Source organism: Xanthomonas hawaiiensis (genome assembly GCF_031834635.1).
Classification (GTDB): domain Bacteria; phylum Pseudomonadota; class Gammaproteobacteria; order Xanthomonadales; family Xanthomonadaceae; genus Xanthomonas_A; species Xanthomonas_A sacchari.
Genome location: NZ_CP115873.1, coordinates 2,493,682 through 2,516,728 on the forward strand (window position 1 = coordinate 2,493,682; position 23,047 = coordinate 2,516,728).

Sequence of the window (23,047 nt, forward strand, 5' to 3'; positions counted from 1 at the left end):
ATTATGAAGCCGATCGCCCGGCCTTGTCAGCCCGCGCCTGCTCGCGCGCGGCGCGCAGGCGGTCGAGCTTGTCCTTGAGCTTGATCTCCAGGCCACGCTCCACCGGCCGGTAGTACACGCGCTCGCCCATCGCATCGGGGAAGCCGGTCTGGTCCAGGGCGATGCCGCCCTCGGCGTCGTGGTCGTACTGGTAGTCGGCGCCGTAGCCCAGGGTCTTCATCAGCTTGGTCGGCGCGTTGCGCAGGTGCAGCGGCACCTCCTGCGTGCCGGTCTCGCGCACCTCGGCCTTGGCCTGGTTGAACGCGGCATAGCCGGCGTTGGACTTGGCGGTGCTGGCCAGGTACAGCACCAGTTGCGCGAAGGCCAGTTCGCCTTCGGGGCTGCCCAGGCGCTCGTAGATGTCCCAGGCTTCCAGCGCCATCGACTGCGCGCGCGGATCGGCCAGGCCGATGTCTTCGATCGCCATGCGGGTCAGCCGCCGCGCCAGGTAGGACGGATCGCAGCCGCCGTCGAGCATGCGCGTGAGCCAGTACAGCGCCGCGTCCGGATTGGAGCTGCGCACCGACTTGTGCAGCGCCGAGATCTGGTCGTAGAACTGCTCGCCGCCCTTGTCGAAGCGGCGGGTACGGTCGGCCAGCACCTGCTGCAGGGTCTGCGCGGTGATCTCGCCGCCCTCGTCCTGGGCCAACTCGGCGGCGATCTCCAGCAGGGTCAGCGCGCGCCGCACGTCGCCGTCGGCGGCCCCGGCGATTTCCAGCAGCGCCGCATCGGAGACCTGCAACGGCTCGGCGCCGAGTCCGCGTTCGGGATCGTGCAGGGCCCGCTGCAGCGCCTCGGCGATGTCCTGCGGCGACACCGCCTCCAGCACGTGCACGCGGCAGCGCGACAGCAGCGCCGAATTCAGCTCGAACGAGGGATTCTCGGTGGTGGCGCCGACGAACAGGATGGTGCCGCGCTCGATGTGCGGCAGGAACGCGTCCTGCTGCGCCTTGTTGAAGCGATGCACCTCGTCGACGAACAGCACGGTGCGGCGCCCGTCGGCGAAACGCTGCGCGGCCTCGGCCAGCACCAGCCGCACCTCCGGCAGGCCGGACAGCACCGCCGAGATGGCCTTGAACTCGGCTTCGGCGTACTGCGCCAGCAGCAGCGCCAGGGTGGTCTTGCCGCAGCCCGGCGGTCCCCACAGGATCATCGAGTGCACCCGCCCGGACGCGACCGCGCGGCGCAGCGCACTGGTCGGCGCCAGCAGGCGCTTCTGCCCGACCATCTCGTCCAGCGTGCGCGGGCGCATGCGCTCGGCCAGCGGGCGCATGGCCTCGCGGTCGACGCTCAGCAGGTCGGGGGCATCGGAAGCGAAGGGTCTGCGTTTGGCCATGCGCCCATTCTATCGCCGCGGCCCGTGTACGCCTTGCCGCACGCCTGCGCGCCACCGACGCCAGGGCTAGAATCGTGGCGCCTCCCCTGCCCGGCCGCCCCGCCATGAGCCACCACGACACCCTGGACGCGTTCACCCATCCGCACGACTTCCTCGGCACGCGCCACGAGCGCAATGCGCGCCGCACCTGGTCGGTGGTGGCGCTGACCGCTGCGATGATGCTGGTGGAGATCGTCGCCGGCTGGTGGACCGGCTCGATGGCGCTGCTGGCCGACGGCCTGCACATGGCCACCCATGCCGGCGCGCTGTCGCTGGCCGGCTTCGCCTACTGGTTCGCGCGCCGGCACCGGCACAACCCGCGCTTCACCTTCGGCACCGGCAAGGTCGGCGACCTGGCGGGCTTTTCCAGCGCGCTGATCCTGGCGCTGATCGCCCTGGGCATCGGCGTGGAGTCGGCACTGCGCCTGGCGCAGCCGGTGCACATCGCCTACGACGAGGCCCTGTGGATCGCGGCGCTGGGCCTGCTGGTGAACCTGCTGAGCGCCTGGATGCTCGGCGCCGATCACCACCACGATCATGGGCATGGACATCGCCATGGGCACGGGCATCATCACGACCACGCCCATGCCGCGCATCGGCATGACGACCATGCGCACGCGCACCACGATGGGCATGACCACGATCACGCGCATGGTCACGGCCATCACCACGCTCACGATCACCACGCGCACCACGGGCATGCCCACGCCCACGCTGCACCCGCGCATGCGACCGGCCACGACCGCCACGCGCACGCCGACCACAACCTGCGCTCGGCCTACATGCACGTGCTGGCCGACGCGCTCACCTCGGTGATGGCGATCGTCGCCCTGCTGCTGGCCAAGTACCTGGGCTGGACCTGGACCGATGCGTTGATGGGCATCGTCGGCGCCATCGTCATCGCACGCTGGTCGCTGGCGCTGCTGCGCGACACCGGCGCGGTGCTGCTCGACGCCTCGGCGCCGGCGGCGCTGCAGGCGCAGATCCGCGACCGCCTGGAGCAGGACGACGAGCGCATCGCCGACCTGCACGTGTGGCGGGTCGGCCCCGGCCAGCACGCGGCGATCGTATCGTTGGTGACGCACAAACCGCGGCCGGCGGCGTTCTACCACGCGCGCCTGCAGGGCGTGGCCACGCTGGGCCACGTCAGCATCGAAGTGCAGACCTGCCCGGAGTGACCGGGCAAACCGCCGCGCACCGACAACGTGCGCGGCGGCACCGGCTCAGCGGTCGCCGACCACGTCCACGTCCTTGTCCGGGACGTAGCGGAAGGTGCCGCTGGCGAAGGCCGGGTTGCGCTTCCAGTCGCTGAAGCTGATCTCGGTGCGCTGGCCGACCGGGTCGACCACCTCCATGCGCGCCAGCCCATTGCGGTCGAAGCCGAGCTTGGCCATCTGGAAGCTGGCCTCGGTGTCCACCTTCGGGGTCATGGTCAGCCACTGCAGCCCGTCGCGGGCCACCGCCTCCTCGCTGACGTCGTACTGGCGGTCGAGCTTGCCCGGGTCGATCAGCGCGGTCAGCGGGCTGTTCTGTTCCTCGCTGCCCTGCGCGCGCACCGTGGCCTGCTTCAGGTCCGGGTCGTACACCCAGACCTTGCTGCCGTCGGCGACGATCAGCTGGGTATAGGGCTTGCGGTACTCCCAGCGGAACAGGCGCGGCGCCGACAGCGCGACGCGGCCGCTGGAGCTTTCCTTGAGCGTGCCCTTGCCGTCGTAGACCTTCTGCGCGAACTGGCCGTCCAGGCCCTTCAGCCCGCGGGTGAAGGCGGCGAGGTCCTCGCGGGCGCCGGCGAAGGCGGAGCCGGCCAGCAGCGCGGTGGCGAGGACGGTGTAGCGGAGTGTGCGAAGCATGCGGATGGATTTCCGGATGGAGTGTGGGAAGTGTGACGCGGCGCGCCTGAATAGGCGATCAGAGGGCGGCCGGCCGTGGCGCCGCTACGGCCCGGTCTGCATCCGGCCCAGGTCGCCGTACAGGATCTGCCCGCGGAAGCCGCGCCGCACCTGCTGGTACAGCTCGCGGAACGCGGCGTAGTCCTGCGGCTGGCACAGCGCCGCCGGGCCGTGGATCGCGCGCCGGTGCAGCGTATGCGTGGCGGTCACGGTCTGCCCGTCGCGCACCCAGGTGGCGGCGTACTCGCCGGCGGCGTTGCGGAAATGGGTGTCGGCCGGGATCGCGATGATCGGCACGCTGTCCGGGAAGGTCAGCCGGTAGGTCTCGCTGCGCGCGTTGTCGTTGCAGTAGAACGGGGTCAGATTGCGCTCGGCCGAGGCGGTGCTGTAGACGCCGCGCACCGAGTCGGCACCGGGCATCAGCGGCAGGCTCATGCCGCCGACCACGCCGAAGTCGACGTAGTCGTGGGCGCGGAAGCGGTAGGCGTAGCCGAACGGCCGGCTCAGGTCCTGCGGCGCGCCCTGCAGCAGCAGCTCGCCGCTGCCGTCGAAGCCGGAGGCGGCGACGATCGACTCCTCGATGCGGGTGCGGTTCTGCGCGTTGAGCTGCACGAACATTGTGCGCAGGCCGACCTCGCCGACGTCGCCGCTGTCCAGGCGGGTGATGCCGCTGACGCTGCCATCGGCGGCGAAACGGTAGTCGGTCTCGGCCAGGTAGCGGTTGACCTTGGCGTCGTCCGGCGGCGTGCGCGCCACGGTGCCGTCGGCGGTGTGCAGCACCGGCACGCCCAGGTCGCCGGCCGGCAGCTGGCCGAAGCGCGCGTACGGGCTGGTCGAGTCCACGTACAGCTTGAACTCGGGCAGGTAGGTGATGGCGTGGTTGAACCGGCCCAGCACCGGCACGTCCGGCAGGGTCGGCCCGCCCTGCGCACCGAGCAGCACCGGCGTGCTGGCGATGCCCTTGGCCGCCAGCAACGCTTCCAGCACCACGGTGTGGTCCTTGCAGTCGCCGTAGTGGTTGTCGAGGATGCTGTCGGCGCTGTTGGGCTGCAGCCCGCCGTTGCCCAGGTACACCGCCACGTAGCGGATGTTGCGCGCCACCCACGCGTACAGCGCCGCGGCCTGCGCGCGGCGGTCCGTGATGCCGGCGGTGATCTGCTCGGCGCGGGCGCGCACCTTGGGCGTGACCTGTGCGGCGGCGGCGCTGCTGTGCTGGTAGGCCTGGGCCATCTGCGACCAGCGGCGGAAGCTGCTGGCCATGATGGTCGGGCTGAACTCCCAGGTCGCCGCCGACCAGTTCTGGCTCTTCATCGGCTCGCGGCGGCTGTAGCGCCATTCCCAGCGGGCCTGCTCGCCGTCGATCGTCGGCGTCTCGCTGCCCTGCACGCCTCGCGTGTACAGGTGCATCTGCAGGCGCCGCGGCGCCACCAGGGTCACCGTGGCGTCGTCGTACTGGGAGAACACGCTGAAGGTCTCCCACAGGCTGAAGTAGCCGGGGAAGTACGGCACGTTCTGGGTGCGCCGCACCCGGTACACCAGGCGCGCGCCGGGCATCAGGTTGGGGAACACCACCACCTTGACCTTGCGGTCGGCATACATCGCCGCTGCCGCGCTGGAATAGCTTTCCTGGGTGTAGATCTTGTCGGCCGGCACGTCGTGGCGCAGCCCGTCCGGGGTCAGCGTGTAGGCGGCCAGCACCTCCAGCGTCTCCAGCTTCTCGCTGTAGCCCAGCCGCACCTGGCTGAACTGGTCGACGCCGGCCTTGGTCTTGAGCAGCAGTTCGTACTCGTCGGTCTCCACGCTGGTGGCGTCCTCGCGCACCTCGTAGTCGGCGCGGTAGCGCACGTAGCTGTAGTTGTTGCTGACCACCCGTGCGGCGGCGGTGGCCGCGGCCTGGTCGGTGTCAGCATGCGCGGCCGGCGCCGGTTGCGCGGCGGCGACCCCGGCCAGCGCCAGCAGCGCCACGCCAAGCAGCCAGCGCGCGGCGCGCAGCGGCGCCGGCCCGGACAGCAGCCGGCGATGGCCGGCGAACGGCGCGGTGGGCCTCACTTCGGCGGCGGCGGCGCCAGCACGCTGCGGTCGCCGTTGTGTTCGGGCGGGCTGACCACGCCGGCGGCTTCCATCGCCTCGATCAGCCGCGCGGCGCGGTTGTAGCCGATCTTCAGCCGCCGCTGCACGCCGGAGATCGAGGCGCGGCGGGTCTCGGTGACGATGCGCAGGGCCTCGTCGTACAGCGGATCGGATTCGTCGCCGCCACCGCCACCGGCCTCGGGCAGGCCGGTGGCGCCGATCACGGTGCCGTCGCCCATGGTCTGCACTTCGTCCAGCACGCCCTCGATGTAGTCGGCCGGGCCGCTGGCCTTGAGGTGCTCGACCACCCGGTGCACTTCCTCGTCGCTGACGAAGGCGCCGTGCACGCGGTCCGGCATCGCCGTGCCCGGCGGCAGGTACAGCATGTCGCCGTGGCCGAGCAGGGTCTCGGCGCCGGACTGGTCGAGGATGGTGCGCGAGTCGATCTTGGAGCTGACCTGGAAGGCGATGCGGGTCGGGATATTGGCCTTGATCAGGCCGGTGATCACGTCCACCGACGGGCGCTGGGTGGCCAGGATCAGGTGGATGCCGGCGGCGCGGGCCTTCTGCGCCAGGCGCGCGATCAGCTCTTCGACCTTCTTGCCGACGATCATCATCATGTCGGCGAATTCGTCGATGAAGATGACGATGAACGGCAGCGTGTCCAACGGCCGCGGCGCTTCGGCCAGGTCCGGGTTGGGCTTGAACAGCGGGTCCATCAGCGGCTGCCCGGCGTCCTGCGCGTCCTTGACCTTCTTGTTGAAGCCGGCCAGGTTGCGCACGCCGACCGCGCTCATCAGCTTGTAGCGGCGCTCCATCTCCGCCACGCACCAGCGCAGGCCGTTGGCGGCCTCCTTCATGTCGGTGACCACCGGCGCCAGCAGATGCGGGATGCCCTGGTAGACGCTCAGTTCGAGCATCTTCGGGTCGATCATCAGCATCCGCAGGTCCTTGGCCGAGGCCTTGTACAGCAGGCTCAGCACCATTGCGTTGACCGCCACCGACTTGCCCGAGCCGGTGGTGCCGGCGACCAGCAGGTGCGGCATGCGCGCCAGGTCGGCCACGGTCGGGCGCCCGGCGATGTCCTTGCCCAGGGCCAGGGTCAGCGGGCTGGCCGACTTGTCGTATTCCTTGGAGCGCAGCAGCTCGCTGAGATAGATCATCTCGCGGCTGACGTTGGGGATCTCCAGGCCGATCACCGACTTGCCCGGGATCACGTCGACCACGCGCACCGACTTCACCGACAGGCCGCGGGCGATGTCCTTGTCCAGCGAGCTGATCTGGCTGACCTTGATGCCCGGCGCCGGCTCGATCTCGAAGCGGGTGATGACCGGACCGGGATAGGCGCCGACCACCTGCGCTTCGATGCGGAAATCCTTGAGCTTGAACTCGATCTGCCGCGACAGGGTTTCCAGGGTCTCCTCGGAATAGCCCTTGGCCTGCGGCTTGGGATCGTCCAGCAACGCCAGCGGCGGCACCCCGGACGGGTCGCTGCCGGTGCCGTGGAACAGCGGGATCTGCTGCTCGCGCTTGGCGCGCTCGCTCTTCTCCACCACCGGCGCCGGCGGCGGCTCGATCTTGACCGGCTCGCGCTTGGCGCGCTGCACCGCGTCGACCTTGCGCACTTCCTCGCGTTCCTCGCGCATGGCGCGGGTCTGCTGCCACTCGTTGGCCTGCTGGGTGCCGCGCCGGGCCAGCGCCGGCAGGGTCATCACCGCCTTGCCGATGCGCTCCATCACCGCGAACCAGGACAGCCCGGTGGCCAGGGTCACCGACACCAGCAGCAGCACCAGCACGAACAGGTTGGCGCCGAGCGCGCCGAACCCGGCGCCGAGCGAGTTGCCGACCAGCTTGCCTAGGATGCCGCCGGCCCCGGCCACGTCGCCGGCGAACAGGCGCAGGTGCAGCAGCCCGGTGGCGGCGATCAGGAAGCCGACGATGCCGACCAGGCGCAGCGCCGGGCCGAGGTCCGCCTCGCCATCGCCGTCCTGATCCATGCCGAACAGCGCGATCCAGGAGATCGCGCCGATCACCACCGGCAGCAGGAAGGCCACGTAGCCGAACAGTTGCAGCAGCACGTCGGCGATCCAGGCGCCGAACTTGCCGCCCATGTTGTGCACCGGCGCGACCACGCTGCCGGTATGCGACCAGCCCGGATCGGTCGCCGAGTACGTGGCCAGGCTGGCCAGCAGGTACAGCAGCAGCGGCGCGATCGCGATCAGCGCCAGATCGCGCCACAGCTTCTGCCGGCGTGGGTTGGGCGCGGCGCCCTGCTTGCGTGCCGCCGCATTGGCGCCCTGGGATTTGCCGCGTTCCGGAACCTGCTTCGCCACGCTATGACCAGACCTTAGAAATGCATCGTTAGTGATTGATAATAAACGACTCGCCCTTGCATTTCAGCAGTCGGTACCTGAATCGTGCGGACTTGCGCAGACCGATGCTGGCAGCCCCGATCGCGGCGGGCAACGACGCGCGAAACCCGCTGTCTGTCGCAGCGGGCCGCAGCGTTTCCGCCACGCGGCTTGATTCGTTCCAGGCCGGCCGCCACTCTATGCGCCTTCGCCGGAACCCGCGCAATGCCGCGTTTCCGCCGCCATTTCACCCTGTTCGCGAGTATACATGAGCCCCTCTGCCGCCAATTCCGCCAAGCATTCCCGCCTGCTGATCCTGGGTTCCGGCCCGGCCGGCTGGACCGCCGCGGTCTACGCCGCGCGCGCCAACCTCAAGCCGGTGGTGATCACCGGCCTGCAGCAGGGCGGCCAGCTGATGACCACCACCGAGGTCGACAACTGGCCGGGCGACCCGCACGGCCTGATGGGCCCGGACCTGATGGCGCGCATGCAGGCGCATGCCGAGCGCTTCGAGACCGAGGTGATCTTCGATCACATCCACACCGCCGACCTGTCGCAGCGCCCGTTCCGGCTCAGCGGCGACAGCGGCGACTACACCTGCGACGCGCTGATCATCGCCACCGGCGCCACCGCCAAGTACCTGGGCATCCCCTCGGAAGAGGCGTTCAAGGGCCGCGGCGTGTCCGCCTGCGCCACCTGCGACGGCTTCTTCTACAAGGACCAGGACGTGGTCGTGGTCGGCGGCGGCAACACCGCCGTGGAAGAGGCGCTGTACCTGTCCAACATCGCCCGCAAGGTCTACCTGGTGCATCGCCGCGACACCCTGCGCGCGGAAAAGATCATGCAGGACAAGCTGTTCGCCAAGGTCGCCGCCGGCAAGATCGAGACCGTCTGGCACCACCAGGTGGACGAGGTGCTGGGCAACGAGGCCGGCGTCACCGGCGTGCGGGTCAAGTCGGTGCAGGACGGCAGCACCCGCGACCTGGAGGCGCACGGCTTCTTCGTCGCCATCGGCCACCACCCGAACACCCAGTTGTTCGACGGCCAGCTGGCGATGCACAACGGCTACCTGGAGATCCGCTCCGGCCTGGGCGGCGCTGCCACCGAGACCTCGGTGCCGGGCGTGTTCGCCGCCGGCGACGTCGCCGACCAGCACTACCGCCAGGCGATCACCTCGGCCGGCTTCGGCTGCATGGCCGCGCTGGATGCCGAGCGGTATCTGGACAAGGGTGCCTGAGTCCGCGCACGCGCTGAGCTGCCGGTGTTTACCCGGCAGCGGCCGTGCGCCTTTGTTGCGCGCGGCGGGCGATGTCGGCGACCGCCGCGCCGCCCTCCGCCGCGCGCCGTCCTGACGATGAGCCGGATCCGCTGGCTGCGCCAGCTCGACACCATCGCTGCCGCCGACTGGGACGCCCTGCACGACGGCCGCAATCCTTTCGTCGCCCACGCCTTCCTGGCCGGCCTGGAGCAGCACGGCTGCCTGCGCCCGGACTGGGGCTGGAGCCCGCTGCATCTCACCGTGTGGGACGGCGAGACGCTGGTCGCCGCGGCGCCCGGGTACGTCAAAAGCAACTCGCACGGCGAATTCGTGTTCGACCATGCCTGGGCGCATGCCTATGCGCGCTACGGCCAGGACTACTTTCCCAAATGGCTGTGTGCGGTGCCCTACTCGCCGGTGACCGGACCGCGGCTGCTGGCGCGCGACCTGGCAGCGCAGCAGGAACTGCTCGCGGCCGTGCAGGCGCTGACCGAGCGCACCGGCCTGTCCTCGGCCCACGTCAATTTCCACCGTGCCGACGAGGACGCCGCGTTCGGCGCCGACTGGCTGGAACGCAACGACGTGCAGTACCAGTGGCACAACGACGCCGGCTGGACCGGGTTCGACGACTACCTGGGCGCGATGGACCACAAGCATCGCAAGAACATCCGCCAGGAGCGGGCCAAGGTGCAGCGCGCCGGCATCGGCTTCCGCGTGCTGCACGGCGACGAGGCCAGCGCCGCCGACCTGCAGGCGATGTACGGGTTCTACCTGCGCACCTTCGACGACTACGGCAACTCGCCGGCGTTGACCCTGGATTTCTTCTCGCATCTTGCGCGAACGATGCCGCGCAACCTGCTGATCTTCCTCGCGATGCATGAGGACACGCCGGTGGCCGGGGCATTCTGCCTGCGCGGCGGCGACACGCTGTATGGCCGCTACTGGGGCGGCGATGCCCTGCCCGGCCTGCACTTCGAGACCTGCTACTACCAGGGCATCGAGTACTGCCTGCGCGAGGGCCTGACCCGTTTCGAGCCGGGCGCGCAGGGCCAGCACAAGATCGCCCGCGGCTTCCTGCCGCGGCTGGTGCGTAGCCGCCACTGGATCGCGGACCCGGGCTTCCGCGTGCCGCTGGCCGAGTGGTGCGCGCAGGAACGCGCCGAGGTGCGGCAGCACGCGGCGGCACTGCAGCGCCACTCGCCGTTCCGCCACGACGCCTGAGGCATCGGCTACGCTGCCGGCGATGCGTCGTCTCCCTGCCCTGCTCGCGGCCGATCCCGCCGCCCCGTTCCCGCCGCCGTCCAGTGCTCTGCGCGAGCCGGACGGCCTGCTCGCGATCGGCGGCGACCTGTCGCCGACCCGCCTGCTCGCCGCCTATGCGCAGGGCATCTTCCCCTGGTACTCCGACGGCGAGCCGATCCTGTGGTGGAGCCCTGACCCGCGCACCGTGTTCCGCAGCGACGGCGTGCGGCTGTCCTCGCGCTTCCGCCGCAGCCTGCGGCGCTCGCCGTGGACGGTGCGCGCCGACACCGCCTTCGCCGCCGTCATCGACGCCTGCGCGCAACTCCCGCGCCGCGGCCAGGACGGCACCTGGATCACCGCGCCGATGCGCGCCGCCTACCTGGCCCTGCACCAGGCCGGCCACGCGCATTCGGTGGAAGTGTTCGATGGCAGCGACCTGGTCGGCGGCATCTATGGGGTGGCGCGCGGCCGCATGTTCTTCGGCGAGAGCATGTTCAGCGCCCGCAGCGGCGGCTCCAAGGTGGCGCTGGCCGCACTGGCGCGGTGCCTGCACGGCTGGGGCTGGCCGCTGATCGACGCGCAGGTGGAGAACGACCACCTGTTGAGCCTGGGCGCCGAGCGCTGGCCACGCCCGCGCTTCCTGGAGGCCATCGCCCCGCTGGTGGCGGCGCCTGCCGAGATCGGGCCGTGGACGTCCCAGTTCGGCACCCTGGCGGCCGTGGAACTGGCCCAGGGCTGAGCGGGATTAACGCAAACTTTGCATGGCGCGGCGCAGGCGAGTAAAATCCTCGCTCTTCAGGCCTTTGGCCGCTCCGAATCGCACAGGATTACATGTCGAAAGACGACTCCATCGAATTCGAAGGCACCGTCAGCGAGACGTTGCCCAATACCACGTTCCGGGTCAAGCTGGAAAACGGGCACGAAATCATCGCCCACATCTCCGGTCGCATGCGCAAGAACTACATCCGCATCCTGACCGGCGACCGGGTGAAGGTCGAAATGACCCCGTACGACCTGACCAAGGGTCGCATCACCTACCGCATGAAGTAATCCGCCACGGGCGGACATGAAGAAGGCGGCCACTGGCCGCCTTTCGCGTCTGCAACGATGGAACGACGGTGACCTCGCCAGGCGGCTGCAGCCTCTGCAGCCGCCTTTCGTCGTGCCTGTGGCCCTGGCCCGGCCTCAGTCTACCGTGGCCGGCAGCAGGCGCTCCGGCTCGGCCTGGGTCTCCACCACCAGTTCGCCGTCGCGCACGTCGATGGTGACGCGGCCGCCGTTGACCAGCTTGCCGAACAGCAGCTCGTCGGCCAGCGGGCGCTTGACCTTGTCCTGGATCACCCGCGCCATCGGCCGCGCCCCCATCAGCGGGTCGAAGCCGTGCTGGGCCAGCCAGTCGCGCGCGGTCGGGGTCGCCGACAGCAACACGTGCTTCTCCTGCAGCAGCATCTCCAGCTCGATCACGAACTTGTCGACCACGCGCAGGATGTGGCTGAAGGCCAGCGGCTGGAACTGCACCACCGCATCCAGGCGGTTGCGAAACTCCGGGGTGAAGCTGCGGCGGATGATCTCCATCGCATCGGTGGAGTGGTCCTGCTGGGTGAAGCCGATCGAGCGTCGCGAAGCCTGGGTGGCGCCGGCGTTGGTGGTCATCACCAGGATCACGTTCTTGAAGTTCGCCTCGCGCCCGTTGGTGTCGGTGAGCACGCCGCGGTCCATGACCTGCAACAGGATGTTGAAGATGTCCGGATGCGCCTTCTCCACCTCGTCCAGCAGCAGCACGCAGTGCGGCGTCTTGACGATCTTCTCGGTCAACAGGCCGCCCTGGTCGAAGCCGACGTAGCCCGGGGGCGCACCGATCAGGCGGCTGATCGAATGCGGTTCCATGTACTCGGACATGTCGAAGCGCACCAGCTCGATGCCCAACTGCAGCGCCAACTGCTTGGTGACCTCGGTCTTGCCCACGCCGGTGGGACCGGCGAACAGGAAGTTGCCGATCGGTTTCTCCGGATTGCCCAGGCCCGAGCGCGCCAGCTTGATCGACGAGGACAGGGTCTCGATCGCCGGATCCTGGCCGAAGATCACCATCTTCAGGTTGCGCTCCAGGTGCTGCAGCACGTCCTTGTCGGTGGCGCTGACCTGCTTGGCCGGGATCCGCGCCATCTTGGCGACGATGGTCTCGATCTCCTCGATGTCGATCAGTTCCTTGCGCTGGCCTTCCGGCAGCAGCCGCTGGCGCGCGCCGGCCTCGTCGATCACGTCGATCGCCTTGTCCGGCAGCAGCCGGTCGCCGATGTGCTTGACCGACAGGTCCACCGCCGCCTGCAGCGCGTCGTCGGCGTAGGTCACGCCGTGGTGCGCCTCGTACTTGGGCTTGAGGCCCTGCAGGATCTCGAAGGTCTCGCCCACGGTCGGTTCGACGATGTCGATCTTCTGGAAGCGCCGCGCCAGGGCGCGGTCCTTCTCGAAGATGCCGCGGTATTCCTGGAACGTGGTCGAGCCGATGCAGCGCAGCTCGCCCGAGGACAGCGCCGGCTTGATCAGGTTGGACGCGTCCATGGTGCCGCCGGAGGCGGAACCGGCGCCGATGATGGTGTGGATCTCGTCGATGAACAGCACCGCGTTGGGCACCTTCTTCAGCGAGGTCAGCACGCCCTTCAGACGCTTCTCGAAGTCGCCGCGGTACTTGGTGCCGGCGACCAGCGCGCCCAGGTCGAGCGAGAAGATCACCGCGTCGGCCAGCACCTCGGGCACGCTGCCCTCGACGATGCGCTTGGCCAGGCCCTCGGCGATGGCGGTCTTGCCAACGCCGGCCTCGCCCACGTACAGCGGGTTGTTCTTGCGGCGGCGGCACAACACCTGGATGGTGCGCTCGATCTCGTCGGCGCGGCCGACCAGCGGGTCGATGCGACCGTTGCGGGCCTGTTCGTTCAGGTTGGTGGCGTACTCGGCCAGAGCATCGCCCTTCGGCTCGCCCTCGCCCGCCTCGCCCTTGGGTTCGCCGTCGCTCGGCGCGGCCTGCTCGCCGTCCTCGCCCATCTTGGCGATGCCATGGGACAGGTAATTGACGATGTCCAGGCGGGTGATGTCCTGCTGATTCAGGAAATACACCGCATGCGAGTCCTTCTCGCCGAAGATCGCCACCAGCACGTTGGCGCCGCTGACCTCCTTCTTGCCGGAGGACTGCACGTGGTAGACCGCCCGCTGCAGCACCCGCTGGAAGCCCAGGGTGGGCTGGGTGTCGCGGCCGTCGTCCTCGGCCAGGCGGGCCACCGAGGCTTCGATCGCCTGTTCCAGGTCGCTGCGCAGACGGTCGACGTCGGCGCCGCAGGCCTTGAGCACGGCCTGGGCGGAGGGATTGTCGAGCAACGCCAACAGCAGGTGCTCCACCGTCATGAACTCATGACGGGCTTCCCGGGCGCGCTTGTAGCACTGGCCGATGGTCTGCTCGAGATCTTTGCTGAACATGGTGTACTCCGACGTCTGTTGCCGACAATATGTGGCTTGAGTTGCGAATTTCCACAACCCTATCGGATCAGTGTGTTCACACCGCGTTAGTCCGGGCAAACCGGTGACCGACGCCTCCCACTATCAGGCTTTTTCCATCGTGCACAACAGGGGGTGCTGGTTCATCCGCGAGAACTCGTTCACCTGAGCCACCTTGGATTCAGCCACCTCGCGGGTATAGACCCCGCAGACCCCGCGGCCGCGGGTATGCACGTGCAGCATCACCTGGGTGGCGCGCTCCAGGTCCAGGGAGAAGAACTGCTGCAGCACGGTCACCACGAAGTCCATCGGGGTGTAGTCGTCATTCAGCAGCAGCACCTGATACATGGGCGGGCGGGCGACTTCCGGCTTGCCGGTCTCCACCATGACGCCATGATCGTGCTCGGGGGAATTCTTGCGGGGCATCCGCCCATTATATACGGGGGCCGCCGGCCAGGATTGGACGATCGCCGGCCCTGCCCGCACAATTCCCCTCCTTTCGATGGCGCTCCGCATGCATTCGACGATGTTCCCCAAGCTTCCGCTGCTCGCCGCGCTGCTCGTCGCCGCCCTGCCGGCCGCCGCCGAGCCGCCGGATACGGCGCTGGGCAAGCGGCTGCAGGCGCTGGGCTACGACGCGCAGGCCGACGAGGACGGCGACTACCAGGTGCTGTTCGGCCTGCGCGACAACGGCCGCGAGCGCAAGCAGCTCACCTACGTGCGCTCGCCGGTGGAGACCTTCGGCAGCTACCGCATCCGCGAGGTTTGGTCGCCGGCCTACCAGGCGCAGGGCGACAGCCTGCCCGCCAAGGTCGCCAACCGGCTGCTGGAAGACGCGCAGTCGGACATCCTCGGCGGCTGGGTGCGCCAGGGCGGCACCGCGGTGTTCGTGGTCAAGCTGCCCGCCGATGCCGACGATACGGCGCTGCGCGAGGCGCTGGAGGCCGCCGCGCGCGGCGCCGACGCGATGGACGCCGAGCTCAACGGCGGCAAGGACCTGTTCTGATGACCGCGGTCGCCGAGCCCTGGCAGCCGGATGTGACCGTGGCCACGGTGGTGGTGCGCGACGGCCGGCTGCTGCAGGTCGAGGAAGCCATCGCCGGTGCGCTGGTGCTGAACCAGCCCGCCGGTCACCTGGAACCGGACGAGAGCCTGATCGAGGCCGCAGTGCGCGAGACGCTGGAGGAAACCGGCTGGCAGGTGCAGCCGACCGCCTTCATCGGCGCCTACCAGTGGAAGGCCGACAACGGCCGCCACTACCTGCGCTTCGCCTTCGCCGCCGACCCGGTCGCGCACGATGCGCAGCGGCCGCTGGACACCGGCATCGTGCGCGCGCTGTGGATGACCCCGGCCGAACTGGAGGCCGCCGCGCCGCGCTGGCGCAGCCCGCTGGTGTGGCAGGTGGTGGCCGACTACCTGGCCGGGCGCCGCTACCCGCTGGACCTGTTGCGGCAGGTGGCATGAGCGGCGCAGCGGTCATGGTCGGGGTTTCCGGCGGCGTGGATTCGTCGGTGGCGGCCTGGCAACTGGTCCAGCAGGGTGCGGCGGTGTCCGGCCTGTTCATGCAGAACTGGGCCGACGACGGCAGTGGTGACTGCCGCGCCGACGACGACCGCCGCGACGCGGTGGCGGTGTGCGGGCGGCTCGGCATCCCGTTCCATTTCCGCGATTTCTCGCAGGAGTACTGGCAAGGGGTATTCGCGCACTTCCTAGCCGAGTACGCCGCCGGGCGCACGCCCAACCCGGACGTGCTGTGCAACCGCGAGGTCAAGTTCAAGCATTTCCTCGACGCGGCGCGGGAACTGGGCGCCGAGCGCATCGCCACCGGCCACTACGCACGGGTGGACTGCGTCGGCGGCCGCTGGCGGCTGCTGCGCGGGCTGGACCGCAACAAGGACCAGAGCTACTTCCTGCACCAACTGGGCCAGGCGCAACTGGCCGCGACCCTTTTCCCCGTCGGCGAACTGCCCAAGGAGCAGGTGCGCCGCATCGCCCGCGAGGCCGGCCTGCCGACCCACGCCAAGAAGGATTCCACCGGCATCTGCTTCATCGGCGAACGCGATTTCCGCGAGTTCTTGGGCCGCTACCTGCCGGCCCGGCGCGGCGAGATCCGCGACCCGCACGAGCAGGTCGTGGCCGAGCACCCGGGGGTGTTCTACTTCACCCTGGGCCAGCGCGAGGGCCTGAACATCGGCGGCGTGCGCGGGCGTGCCGCGGCACCGTGGTACGTGGTCGGCAAGGACGTCGCCCGCAACGTGCTGTACGTCGACCAGGACCGCGACAGTCCCTACCTGATGGCCAACTGGCTGCAATCCGAGACCGCCCACTGGATCGCCGGCGCGCCGCCGGCGCGACGCTTCGACTGCACCGCGCAGACCCGCTACCGCCAGGCCGACGAGCCGTGCACGGTCGAGGTCGGCGACGACGGCACCCTCTCGGTCCGTTTCGCACGCCCGCAGCGCGCCGTCACCCCCGGGCAGTCGCTGGTGCTGTACCAGGGCGAGCAATGCCTGGGCGGCGCCGTGATCGCCGCCACCGATGCCCCGCTGGAGCGCCGCCTGGCGCAGCAGGCTCCCGCCGTACACGAGGACTCCATTCGATGACCGATTCCATGGACGCGCGCATGCTGGCGCTGGCGGGCCTGGCCCAGGCCCTGCAGCAGGTGCGGCGCATCGCCGAGACCGGCCAGTCGGAGGCGTCGCTGGTGCGCACCCTGCTCGACAGCGTGTTCCGCATCGACGCGCCCAGCCCCGAAGCGGTCTACGGCCGCCGCGCCGACCTGGCGCCGGGCCTGCGCCTGCTGCACAACTACTTCCGCAACCAGGGCCAGGACGAGGTGCTGCCGCGGTTGGCGATGGCGGTGATCCAGCTGGAGCGACGCTTCGCCGGCGATGCCGAGACCGACGCCAAGGTCGATGCCGGCCTGGCCCGGATCGCGCCGCTGCTGGAGCGCCATGGCGACAGCACCCACCCGGAGGTGATCACCGCACTGGGCCAGCTCTATGCCGACACCATCAGCCATCTGCGCCCACGGGTGATGGTGCAAGGCAATCCGCATTACCTGGGCCAGGCCGGGGTGGTGGCGGAGATTCGCGCCCTGCTGCTGGCGGCGGTCCGCGCGGCGGTACTGTGGCGGCAGATGGGCGGCAGCCTGTGGGACTTCCTGCTGGCCAAGCGGCGCATGCGCGAGACCGTGGATCGCGCGCTGCGCTGAGCCGCAGAGGCGGAGGGCGCTGGTCGCCGCGCCCGTTCTGCGACGCCGATCCTACGAAAGGGCGCAGGTTTCGACGATCCGGCGATGACGCTGCTAAAGACCCGGGGGGGGCGGCCGATACAGCAATCGTGAATCTGCCGAGAACGTCCATGTACTCACGCCTCCTGATCCGTCTGGCCGCCCCGCTCGCCCTGACGCTGCTGTTCCCCATCGCCGCCGGTTTCGACTGGCCGGCCCCGGTCCGTTGGGCCATCCTCACCACCATGACGCTGAGCTGGCTCGGCTTCGCCGGCTGGACCGCGTACAGCCAGAGCCGGCGCTCGCCCGAGCAGGCCAAGGTCATGCGCGAGCAGGACCACCTGCTGACCGAGCTGCGCAGCTTCGTCGGCAACGAGATCGAGGGCTCCCGCTCCGAGATCGAACGTGCCCGCGAACTGATCCGCCAGGCGGTCAGCGGCCTGGGTGGCAGCTTCGAGGCGATGAACCGCAAGTCGCGGCAGCAGAGCGTGGCCCTGGCCCGCATCGTCGACCGCGCCGGCGAAGACGGCGGCGCCGGGGTGGACGTGGCCCGCTTCGCCCAGCATGCCAGCCAGCGCATGGAGCAGCTGGTGGAGGCGCTGGAACAGGTCAGCGGCCAGAGCAGCACCACGGTGCACTACATCGACGACATGTCCCAGCACCTGGACGGCATCTTCGCCCTGCTGGAGGACGTCAAGTCGATCGCCGACCAGACCAACCTGCTGGCGCTGAACGCGGCGATCGAAGCGGCGCGCGCCGGCGAGGCGGGCCGCGGCTTCGCGGTGGTGGCCGACGAGGTGCGCAACCTGTCCGAGCGCTCGACCACCTTCAACGAGCAGATCCGCAAGCTGGCGCACAGCTCCAAGGACGCCATCGCCAAGGTCCGCGAGACGGTCTCGAACATGGCCTCGCGCGACATGGACCGCTCCCGCGAGGCGCGGGCCGAGGCCGCGGCGATGCTGGACAACGTGGCCGCGATCAACCACTCGCTGGGCGACGGCATGCGCGAGATCTCCGAGTGCGGCCGCGCCATCGACAGCAGCGTCGCCGAAGCGGTGCGTGCCCTGCAGTTCGAGGACATCGCGACCCAGGCCCTGGGCGGCGTGCACACCCACCTGGACCGCCTGACCGCGATCAACCGCGAGGCCGTGGCGCTGCAGGAACTGCTGCATCGCAATGGCGGCGTGTTCGACCACGAACTGCTCGATGCCCTGCAGCGGGTCGGCAACCGCCTGCGCGACATGCGCGTGGAGTGGGAGCGTCCGCCGCACAAGCCGGTGGCGCAGCAGAGCATGGGTGCCGGCACGGTCGAGCTATTCTAAGTCCGCCTTGTCGCGCTCCGCGCCATGAACCGACGAGTCCCCGGCCCCTGCCGGGGCTTGTCGTCTCTGCCCTTCCCGTCCGGCCCCGTCGATGTCGATGCACCTCCAGTCCCTGTCCCGAGTTGCGGCCATGTCCTGCGATGAAAGCAGCAGTGCGCACGTGCCTGCGTCCGAGCCGGTAGCCGATCCCGGCATCCGGCCGGCGGCCGCACCGCGCCAGCCCGGCCACGCCCTGCGACGGCTGGAGACGCTGGCCCAGGCCGAACTGCGGCAATTGCTGATCGCGCGTGCGCCGGTACCGCAGGACGCACGCATCGCCGACCCGGTCTGGGCCGGCCTGGCCTGGGACATGGGCCTGAACGGCAGCGCGGTCGCTGCCGCCGGCACACCGGCGCCACTGGTGCACTTCCCGCTCTACGACGGCGACTGAGTCGATCGCGGCGGCGGCGATTGCGGGCGGCGCGCGGAACCTGATGCGGGCATCGCGTTCAAGGCACTGCCGAGAGCTACGCCCCGCCGCATCGCACTCGATTTTGCCTGGCGCACAAGGCCGAGCGGCCCATTCGCACTCTGCGGTTGTAGGAGCGGCTCAGCCGCGACGGGCGGTTTCGGTAATGTTTCGTCGCGGCTGAAGCCGCTCCTACGAGGCGATGGCTAATCTCGCTAAACCACAGCAAAAGGCAGCGATGCGCAATGCCGTTCGGTCGCGAAAAGCGCGTGACACGTGCTTGGCCGGCTGCATGCAGTCGGGACTGAAGTCCCTCCCACAAGTACTCCGATCAGATCGCGACATCGTTGCTGCAAAGACGGATTCGGCGAAAAGCGGATTCGGTGCAAGACGCGCCACATCAGCCGACCGACGTCGCATCCAGGCGCGCGTTTGAACCCGCCTCCCAATGTCCCGCGCCCGGTCGCGGGGAAGCGTCGCTGTGGGAGCGACTTCAATCGCGACGCATGACGTCATCAGACAACGCTGATGCGCCTGCTGTCGAGACTGAAGTCCTCCCACAACCAGCCTTGCAGGGGGGCTGGCGCTTTGTAACGTCATGCCATCCCTACGCGGCGCAGGCTGCGGCAGATGTCCGCTCGCGCCTGACGCAGCTCCTGCGATGCTTGGCGTCCGGTCGCGGCTGAAGCCGCTCCTACGCGACGCCGTACACCGCCCGCTGGTTAGCTCGGATTCTCCAGCGAGAACAGGTCCGCCTGCTTGTCGTAGGCGAAGTACTCAGCGTAGCGCGCCCAACTGGTGACCGCCTGCACCGTTTCCGCCGCGTAGGCCTCGGACATGTGGTCTTCCAGCTCGTCGCGGAAGCGGCGCGCCGGCGCGTGATGCGCCGGGCGTTCGTCGAGGACGCGGCGGATGTGCGCGGCCAGCGGCACGTAGGTGGCCAGGTGCTGGGCGAACAACTGCTTGCGCGCGTCGGTGCCCAGTTCGGCGAAGCGCTGCCCGGCCGGGGTCAGTTGCAGGTCGCCCTGCTCGAACACGGCGAAGCGCAGCAGTTGCAGGGTTTCGGCGATCGGGAACAGTTCGTCCACTTCCAGCTGCAGGCCGGCCGCCAGCGGCGGCAGGTCGGCGCGGCCATGGTAGGGTTCGGCCGCCACCGCCTCGATCAGGCCGGCCAGTAGGTTGCTCGACACGCGCGGCAACACCATGGCGATGCCGCTGCCCGGGAACACGCCCTCGCGGGTCTGCGGCCGCTGCGGGCTGGCGGTCATGCGCGCGTAGATGTCGTCGACCAGGGCGCGGAACGCCGGCGCCAGGCGGTTACGCGGCTGCGGCAGGGTCACCTCGATCTCGCCGATCACCCGCCCCGGGTTGGCGCCGAAGATCACGATGCGGTCGCACATCAGCACCGCCTCCTCGATGTTGTGGGTGACCATCAGGATCGATTCGATCGGCATGCGCCCTTCCGACCAAAGATCCAGCAGGTCGGTACGCAGGGTCTCGGCGGTCAGCACGTCCAGCGCCGAGAACGGCTCGTCCATCAGCAGCAGCTTCGGCCGCACCACCAGCGCCCGCGCCAGGCCCACGCGCTGGCGCATGCCGCCGGACAGTTCCTTCGGGTAGGCGCCCTCGTAGCCGTCCAGGCCGATCAGGTCGATCGCCGCCAGGGCGCGCCGGCGCCGTTCGTCGGCGGCCACGCCGCGCGCCTCCAGGCCCACTTCCACGTTCTGCAGCACGGTCAGCCACGGGAACAGGGCGAAGCTCTGGAACACCATGGCGATGTCGTCGGCGACCTGGCCGGGCGCGGCGTCGCGGAAGGCGATGCTGCCGGCGCTGGGCTGCAGCAGCCCGGCGATGGCACGCAGCAGGGTCGACTTGCCCGAGCCGGAGCGGCCGAGCAGGCCCACGATCTGCCCCGAGTGCAGGGTCAGGTCGACATCCTCCAGCACCACCAGCGGCGTCGCCCCACCCTTGTCGTAGGTCTTGCGCACGCCCTGCACGCGGACCAGCGGGGCGCGCTCGGGCACGCTTGCGGAATAGCTCATGGTCGGTCTCCAGGAATCAGTCGAAACGCAGGCGGCGTTCGGCGAACACGTACAGCCGTCGCCAGACCGCGCGGTTGAAGAGGGTCACGAACAGCGACATCACCGCCACCCCGAGCAGCACCCGCGGGCCGTCGCCGGCGGCGGTGGCGCGGGCGATGTAGGCGCCCAGGCCGTAGGCCTGCACCTGGGTGTGGCCCCAACTGGCCAGTTCGGCCACGATGCTGGCGTTCCAGGAGCCGCCCGACGCGGTCAGCGCGCCGGTGATGTAGTACGGGAAGATGCCGGGCAGGATCACCCGCCGCCACCAGGTCCACGAGCGCAGGTGGTAGATGGTCGCGGCTTCGCGCAGATCGGTGGGGAACGCGCTGGCGCCGGCGATCACGTTGAACAGGATGTACCACTGGGTGCCGAGGATCATCAGCGGCGACAGCCAGATGTTGGGATCGGCGCCGGTGCTGACGATGGCCAGCACCGCGAACGGGAACAGCACGTTGGCCGGGAACGCGGCCAGGAACTGCGCCAGCGGCTGCACCCGCTGCGCCACCTTCGGCCGCAGCCCGATCCACACCCCGATCGGCACCCACACCACGCTGGCCAGGGCGATCAGCACCACCACCCGCAGCAGCGTGGCCAGGCCGCCGCCGAAGGCCTCGGCCAGGTCGTGCAGGCCCAGGTGGCGGCGGCCGTAGTCGTAGGCGAACCAGGCCGCGGCCGCGCCGGCCAGCGCCAGCGCCGCGCTCCACAGCCGGTCGCCCCACACCCCGCTGCGGCCGGTTGCCGGCGGCGCGGCCAGCAGTTGCGGCTGGTGACGCGGCGTCCAGCGCACCAGCATGGCGCGCTGCCAGACCCAGGCCAGCGGCGCGACCAGGCGCTTGGCCAGGCGCGTGCGCCGCAGCAGGTCGTACAGCCACGACTGCGGCTTGTCCTGCGAGGCGGTGAGTTCGGCGCGGAACTTGTCCGACCAGGCCACGATCGGGCGGAACAGCAACTGGTCGTACAGCGCGATCAGCACCGCCATCGCCACCACCGCCCAGCCGACCGCGGCGAAGTTGCGCTGCGCGATCGCCAGCGCCAGGTACGAGCCGATACCGGGCAGCTCCAGGGTGTGGTCGCCGACGCTGATCGCCTCGGAAGCGACCACGAAGAACCAGCCGCCGGACATGGACATCATCATGTTCCAGATCAGCGAGGGCGTGGCATACGGCGCCTCCAGCCGCCAGAAGCGCTGCCAGGCGCTGAGCCCGAAACCGCGCGACACCTCGTCCAGGTCGCGCGGCACGTTGCGCAGCGACTGGTAGAACGAGAACGCCATGTTCCAGGCCTGGCTGGTGAAGATGGCGAAGATCGAGGCCAGCTCGGCGCCGATCTGGCGCCCGGGGAACAGGCCCAGGAAGAAGGTCACGGTGAAGGTGAGGAAGCCCAGCACCGGCACCGACTGCAGGATGTCCAGGGCCGGCACGATCACCCGCTCGGCGCGGCGGCTCTTGGCGGCCAGGGTCGCCACCACGAAGGTGAACACCAGCGAGGCGGCCATCGCCGCGAACATCCGCAAGGTGGTGCGCAGGCCGTATTCGGGCAACTGCCACAGGTCCAGCGACACCGCATCGGTGCCGGCCGGCGGCAACGGCGCGCGCATGTCGGCGGCGCCGTGCAGCAACAGCGCGCCCAGGCCCAGCAGCAGCGCGAACACCGCCAGGTCGTGCAGGTTGGGCAGCACGCCGGGGCGTGCGGCGAGCTGTCCGGGCGCGGTGCGGTCGCGAGCGAATGGCAGCATGGGAAGATCCGGCAGGAGCGGCAGCGGGCGCCGCAGGAAAAAGGACGCTGGCGCGGGTCGCGGAGCGGACCGCCCAGTGTGACCGGGGAAGATGTACGTCGTGCGTCAGCCGCTGCCGGCTGCGCGGGCGTCGCCAGGCAAGGCGGCGCAGGCAGGACGCCGCCACCGCGCGCGGCTGCGCAGCGACGTCGGGTGGATCGGGAACGATGGCAATGGCAGGCGCATGGGCGGCTCCGACGACGGGCAACGCCAGGGGCTACGCTCGGAGTCCTCGCGGATCGGGCTTGCGCACTCTCGGAATCAGGGCCAGCACCGCGCGGGGCTGGCGAACGATCCCGTCCTGAGCGGACGGGACCCATCTGGGACGACCCAGACCGTGGCGGTCCTGTCAGCTCTGTCGCTGCAGCGTCGGTCTAGGATGACTGTCCAAGGAAGGTGGCCTCTGGCCGGGAAACGATGGGCGCGCGCAGTATAGCCAGCCGCTGCGCCGCCGCAAGTCGGCACGGCGCACGCCGCGCC

General features: G+C 69.8%; 19 protein-coding genes. 11 read left to right on the plus strand and 8 right to left on the minus strand.

Features of this window, described 5'->3' with window-relative positions; all coding sequences use genetic code 11:
• Window position 1 precedes the first annotated feature (1 nt).
• Window positions 2–1,375, minus strand: coding sequence for a replication-associated recombination protein A (locus PG878_RS10750; protein WP_209029268.1), 1,374 nt, complete (start codon window positions 1,373–1,375; stop codon window positions 2–4).
• A 104-nt stretch (window positions 1,376–1,479) separates the two neighbouring features.
• Between PG878_RS10750 and dmeF the strand changes: the two genes are divergently transcribed.
• On the plus strand, window positions 1,480–2,592 hold the full coding sequence (gene dmeF / locus PG878_RS10755; protein WP_209029267.1) for a CDF family Co(II)/Ni(II) efflux transporter DmeF: 1,113 nt from the start codon (window positions 1,480–1,482) through the stop codon (window positions 2,590–2,592).
• Between the two features lie 45 nt (window positions 2,593–2,637).
• Here dmeF and lolA read toward each other — a convergent pair whose 3' ends face one another.
• The 3 genes from lolA to PG878_RS10770 form a co-directional block, all read right to left on the minus strand.
• Window positions 2,638–3,264: an outer membrane lipoprotein periplasmic chaperone LolA gene (gene lolA, locus PG878_RS10760; protein ID WP_209029266.1), complete on the minus strand. Its 627-nt coding sequence runs from the start codon at window positions 3,262–3,264 to the stop codon at window positions 2,638–2,640.
• Between the two features lie 84 nt (window positions 3,265–3,348).
• Window positions 3,349–5,253, minus strand: coding sequence for a DUF3857 domain-containing transglutaminase family protein (locus PG878_RS10765; protein ID WP_425611781.1), 1,905 nt, complete (start codon window positions 5,251–5,253; stop codon window positions 3,349–3,351).
• Between the two features lie 95 nt (window positions 5,254–5,348).
• Window positions 5,349–7,706: a DNA translocase FtsK gene (locus tag PG878_RS10770; RefSeq protein ID WP_017909556.1), complete on the minus strand. Its 2,358-nt coding sequence runs from the start codon at window positions 7,704–7,706 to the stop codon at window positions 5,349–5,351.
• A 286-nt stretch (window positions 7,707–7,992) separates the two neighbouring features.
• Between PG878_RS10770 and trxB the strand changes: the two genes are divergently transcribed.
• The 4 genes from trxB (at window position 7,993) to infA (ending at window position 11,274) form a co-directional block, all read left to right on the plus strand.
• Complete coding sequence (trxB, locus tag PG878_RS10775) at window positions 7,993–8,961, plus strand: thioredoxin-disulfide reductase (protein WP_010341722.1); 969 nt, start codon at window positions 7,993–7,995, stop codon at window positions 8,959–8,961.
• Window positions 8,962–9,078: 117 nt separating this feature from the next.
• Window positions 9,079–10,203: a GNAT family N-acetyltransferase gene (locus PG878_RS10780; RefSeq protein WP_425611743.1), complete on the plus strand. Its 1,125-nt coding sequence runs from the start codon at window positions 9,079–9,081 to the stop codon at window positions 10,201–10,203.
• A 22-nt stretch (window positions 10,204–10,225) separates the two neighbouring features.
• Window positions 10,226–10,963, plus strand: a complete 738-nt coding sequence (aat, locus tag PG878_RS10785) for a leucyl/phenylalanyl-tRNA--protein transferase (protein ID WP_209029265.1) — start codon at window positions 10,226–10,228, stop codon at window positions 10,961–10,963.
• Window positions 10,964–11,055: 92 nt separating this feature from the next.
• Window positions 11,056–11,274: a translation initiation factor IF-1 gene (infA, locus tag PG878_RS10790; protein WP_004425677.1), complete on the plus strand. Its 219-nt coding sequence runs from the start codon at window positions 11,056–11,058 to the stop codon at window positions 11,272–11,274.
• A 135-nt stretch (window positions 11,275–11,409) separates the two neighbouring features.
• Here infA and clpA read toward each other — a convergent pair whose 3' ends face one another.
• A complete protein-coding gene (clpA, locus tag PG878_RS10795) occupies window positions 11,410–13,692 on the minus strand; it encodes an ATP-dependent Clp protease ATP-binding subunit ClpA (RefSeq protein WP_209029264.1) in 2,283 nt (760 codons plus the stop codon).
• Window positions 13,693–13,815: 123 nt separating this feature from the next.
• Window positions 13,816–14,136, minus strand: a complete 321-nt coding sequence (gene clpS / locus PG878_RS10800) for an ATP-dependent Clp protease adapter ClpS (protein ID WP_010341728.1) — start codon at window positions 14,134–14,136, stop codon at window positions 13,816–13,818.
• A gap of 76 nt (window positions 14,137–14,212) precedes the next feature.
• On the opposite strand from clpS, the gene PG878_RS10805 reads away from it, so the two are divergent.
• The 6 genes from PG878_RS10805 to PG878_RS10830 all read left to right on the plus strand — a co-directional run bounded on the left by PG878_RS10805 (window position 14,213) and on the right by PG878_RS10830 (window position 18,694).
• Complete coding sequence (locus tag PG878_RS10805) at window positions 14,213–14,716, plus strand: hypothetical protein (protein ID WP_209029263.1); 504 nt, start codon at window positions 14,213–14,215, stop codon at window positions 14,714–14,716.
• Entirely contained in the window at window positions 14,716–15,174 is a 459-nt protein-coding gene (locus PG878_RS10810) for an NUDIX hydrolase (protein ID WP_209029262.1), read from the plus strand. Before PG878_RS10805 ends, PG878_RS10810 begins: the two co-directional genes overlap by 1 nt.
• Window positions 15,171–16,313, plus strand: coding sequence for a tRNA 2-thiouridine(34) synthase MnmA (gene mnmA, locus PG878_RS10815; RefSeq protein WP_209029261.1), 1,143 nt, complete (start codon window positions 15,171–15,173; stop codon window positions 16,311–16,313). The genes PG878_RS10810 and mnmA overlap by 4 nt, the downstream gene beginning before the upstream one ends.
• On the plus strand, window positions 16,310–16,924 hold the full coding sequence (gene hflD / locus PG878_RS10820) for a high frequency lysogenization protein HflD (protein ID WP_209029260.1): 615 nt from the start codon (window positions 16,310–16,312) through the stop codon (window positions 16,922–16,924). The genes mnmA and hflD overlap by 4 nt, the downstream gene beginning before the upstream one ends.
• A 149-nt stretch (window positions 16,925–17,073) precedes the next feature.
• Entirely contained in the window at window positions 17,074–18,264 is a 1,191-nt protein-coding gene (locus PG878_RS10825) for a methyl-accepting chemotaxis protein (protein ID WP_010341735.1), read from the plus strand.
• Window positions 18,265–18,394: 130 nt separating this feature from the next.
• A complete protein-coding gene (locus tag PG878_RS10830; RefSeq protein ID WP_209029259.1) occupies window positions 18,395–18,694 on the plus strand; it encodes a hypothetical protein in 300 nt (99 codons plus the stop codon).
• Between the two features lie 740 nt (window positions 18,695–19,434).
• Here the strand turns inward: PG878_RS10830 and PG878_RS10835 are convergent.
• Window positions 19,435–20,754, minus strand: coding sequence for an ABC transporter ATP-binding protein (locus PG878_RS10835; RefSeq protein WP_010341738.1), 1,320 nt, complete (start codon window positions 20,752–20,754; stop codon window positions 19,435–19,437).
• 16 nt (window positions 20,755–20,770) lie between these two features.
• Window positions 20,771–22,528, minus strand: coding sequence for an ABC transporter permease (locus PG878_RS10840; RefSeq protein WP_209029258.1), 1,758 nt, complete (start codon window positions 22,526–22,528; stop codon window positions 20,771–20,773).
• Window positions 22,529–23,047: the final 519 nt, after the last annotated feature.

What these genes read in the sequence shown, in the direction of transcription:
- PG878_RS10750 (WP_209029268.1), bottom strand. Translation starts at nt 1,375, where the DNA reads ATGGCCAAACGCAGACCCTTCGCTTCCGATGCCCCCGACCTGCTGAGC.
- dmeF (WP_209029267.1), top strand. Translation starts at nt 1,480, where the DNA reads ATGAGCCACCACGACACCCTGGACGCGTTCACCCATCCGCACGACTTC.
- lolA (WP_209029266.1), bottom strand. Translation starts at nt 3,264, where the DNA reads ATGCTTCGCACACTCCGCTACACCGTCCTCGCCACCGCGCTGCTGGCC.
- trxB (WP_010341722.1), top strand. Translation starts at nt 7,993, where the DNA reads ATGAGCCCCTCTGCCGCCAATTCCGCCAAGCATTCCCGCCTGCTGATC.
- PG878_RS10780 (WP_425611743.1), top strand. Translation starts at nt 9,079, where the DNA reads ATGAGCCGGATCCGCTGGCTGCGCCAGCTCGACACCATCGCTGCCGCC.
- aat (WP_209029265.1), top strand. Translation starts at nt 10,226, where the DNA reads ATGCGTCGTCTCCCTGCCCTGCTCGCGGCCGATCCCGCCGCCCCGTTC.
- infA (WP_004425677.1), top strand. Translation starts at nt 11,056, where the DNA reads ATGTCGAAAGACGACTCCATCGAATTCGAAGGCACCGTCAGCGAGACG.
- clpA (WP_209029264.1), bottom strand. Translation starts at nt 13,692, where the DNA reads ATGTTCAGCAAAGATCTCGAGCAGACCATCGGCCAGTGCTACAAGCGC.
- clpS (WP_010341728.1), bottom strand. Translation starts at nt 14,136, where the DNA reads ATGCCCCGCAAGAATTCCCCCGAGCACGATCATGGCGTCATGGTGGAG.
- PG878_RS10805 (WP_209029263.1), top strand. Translation starts at nt 14,213, where the DNA reads ATGGCGCTCCGCATGCATTCGACGATGTTCCCCAAGCTTCCGCTGCTC.
- PG878_RS10810 (WP_209029262.1), top strand. Translation starts at nt 14,716, where the DNA reads ATGACCGCGGTCGCCGAGCCCTGGCAGCCGGATGTGACCGTGGCCACG.
- mnmA (WP_209029261.1), top strand. Translation starts at nt 15,171, where the DNA reads ATGAGCGGCGCAGCGGTCATGGTCGGGGTTTCCGGCGGCGTGGATTCG.
- hflD (WP_209029260.1), top strand. Translation starts at nt 16,310, where the DNA reads ATGACCGATTCCATGGACGCGCGCATGCTGGCGCTGGCGGGCCTGGCC.
- PG878_RS10825 (WP_010341735.1), top strand. Translation starts at nt 17,074, where the DNA reads ATGTACTCACGCCTCCTGATCCGTCTGGCCGCCCCGCTCGCCCTGACG.
- PG878_RS10830 (WP_209029259.1), top strand. Translation starts at nt 18,395, where the DNA reads ATGTCCTGCGATGAAAGCAGCAGTGCGCACGTGCCTGCGTCCGAGCCG.
- PG878_RS10835 (WP_010341738.1), bottom strand. Translation starts at nt 20,754, where the DNA reads ATGAGCTATTCCGCAAGCGTGCCCGAGCGCGCCCCGCTGGTCCGCGTG.
- PG878_RS10840 (WP_209029258.1), bottom strand. Translation starts at nt 22,528, where the DNA reads ATGCTGCCATTCGCTCGCGACCGCACCGCGCCCGGACAGCTCGCCGCA.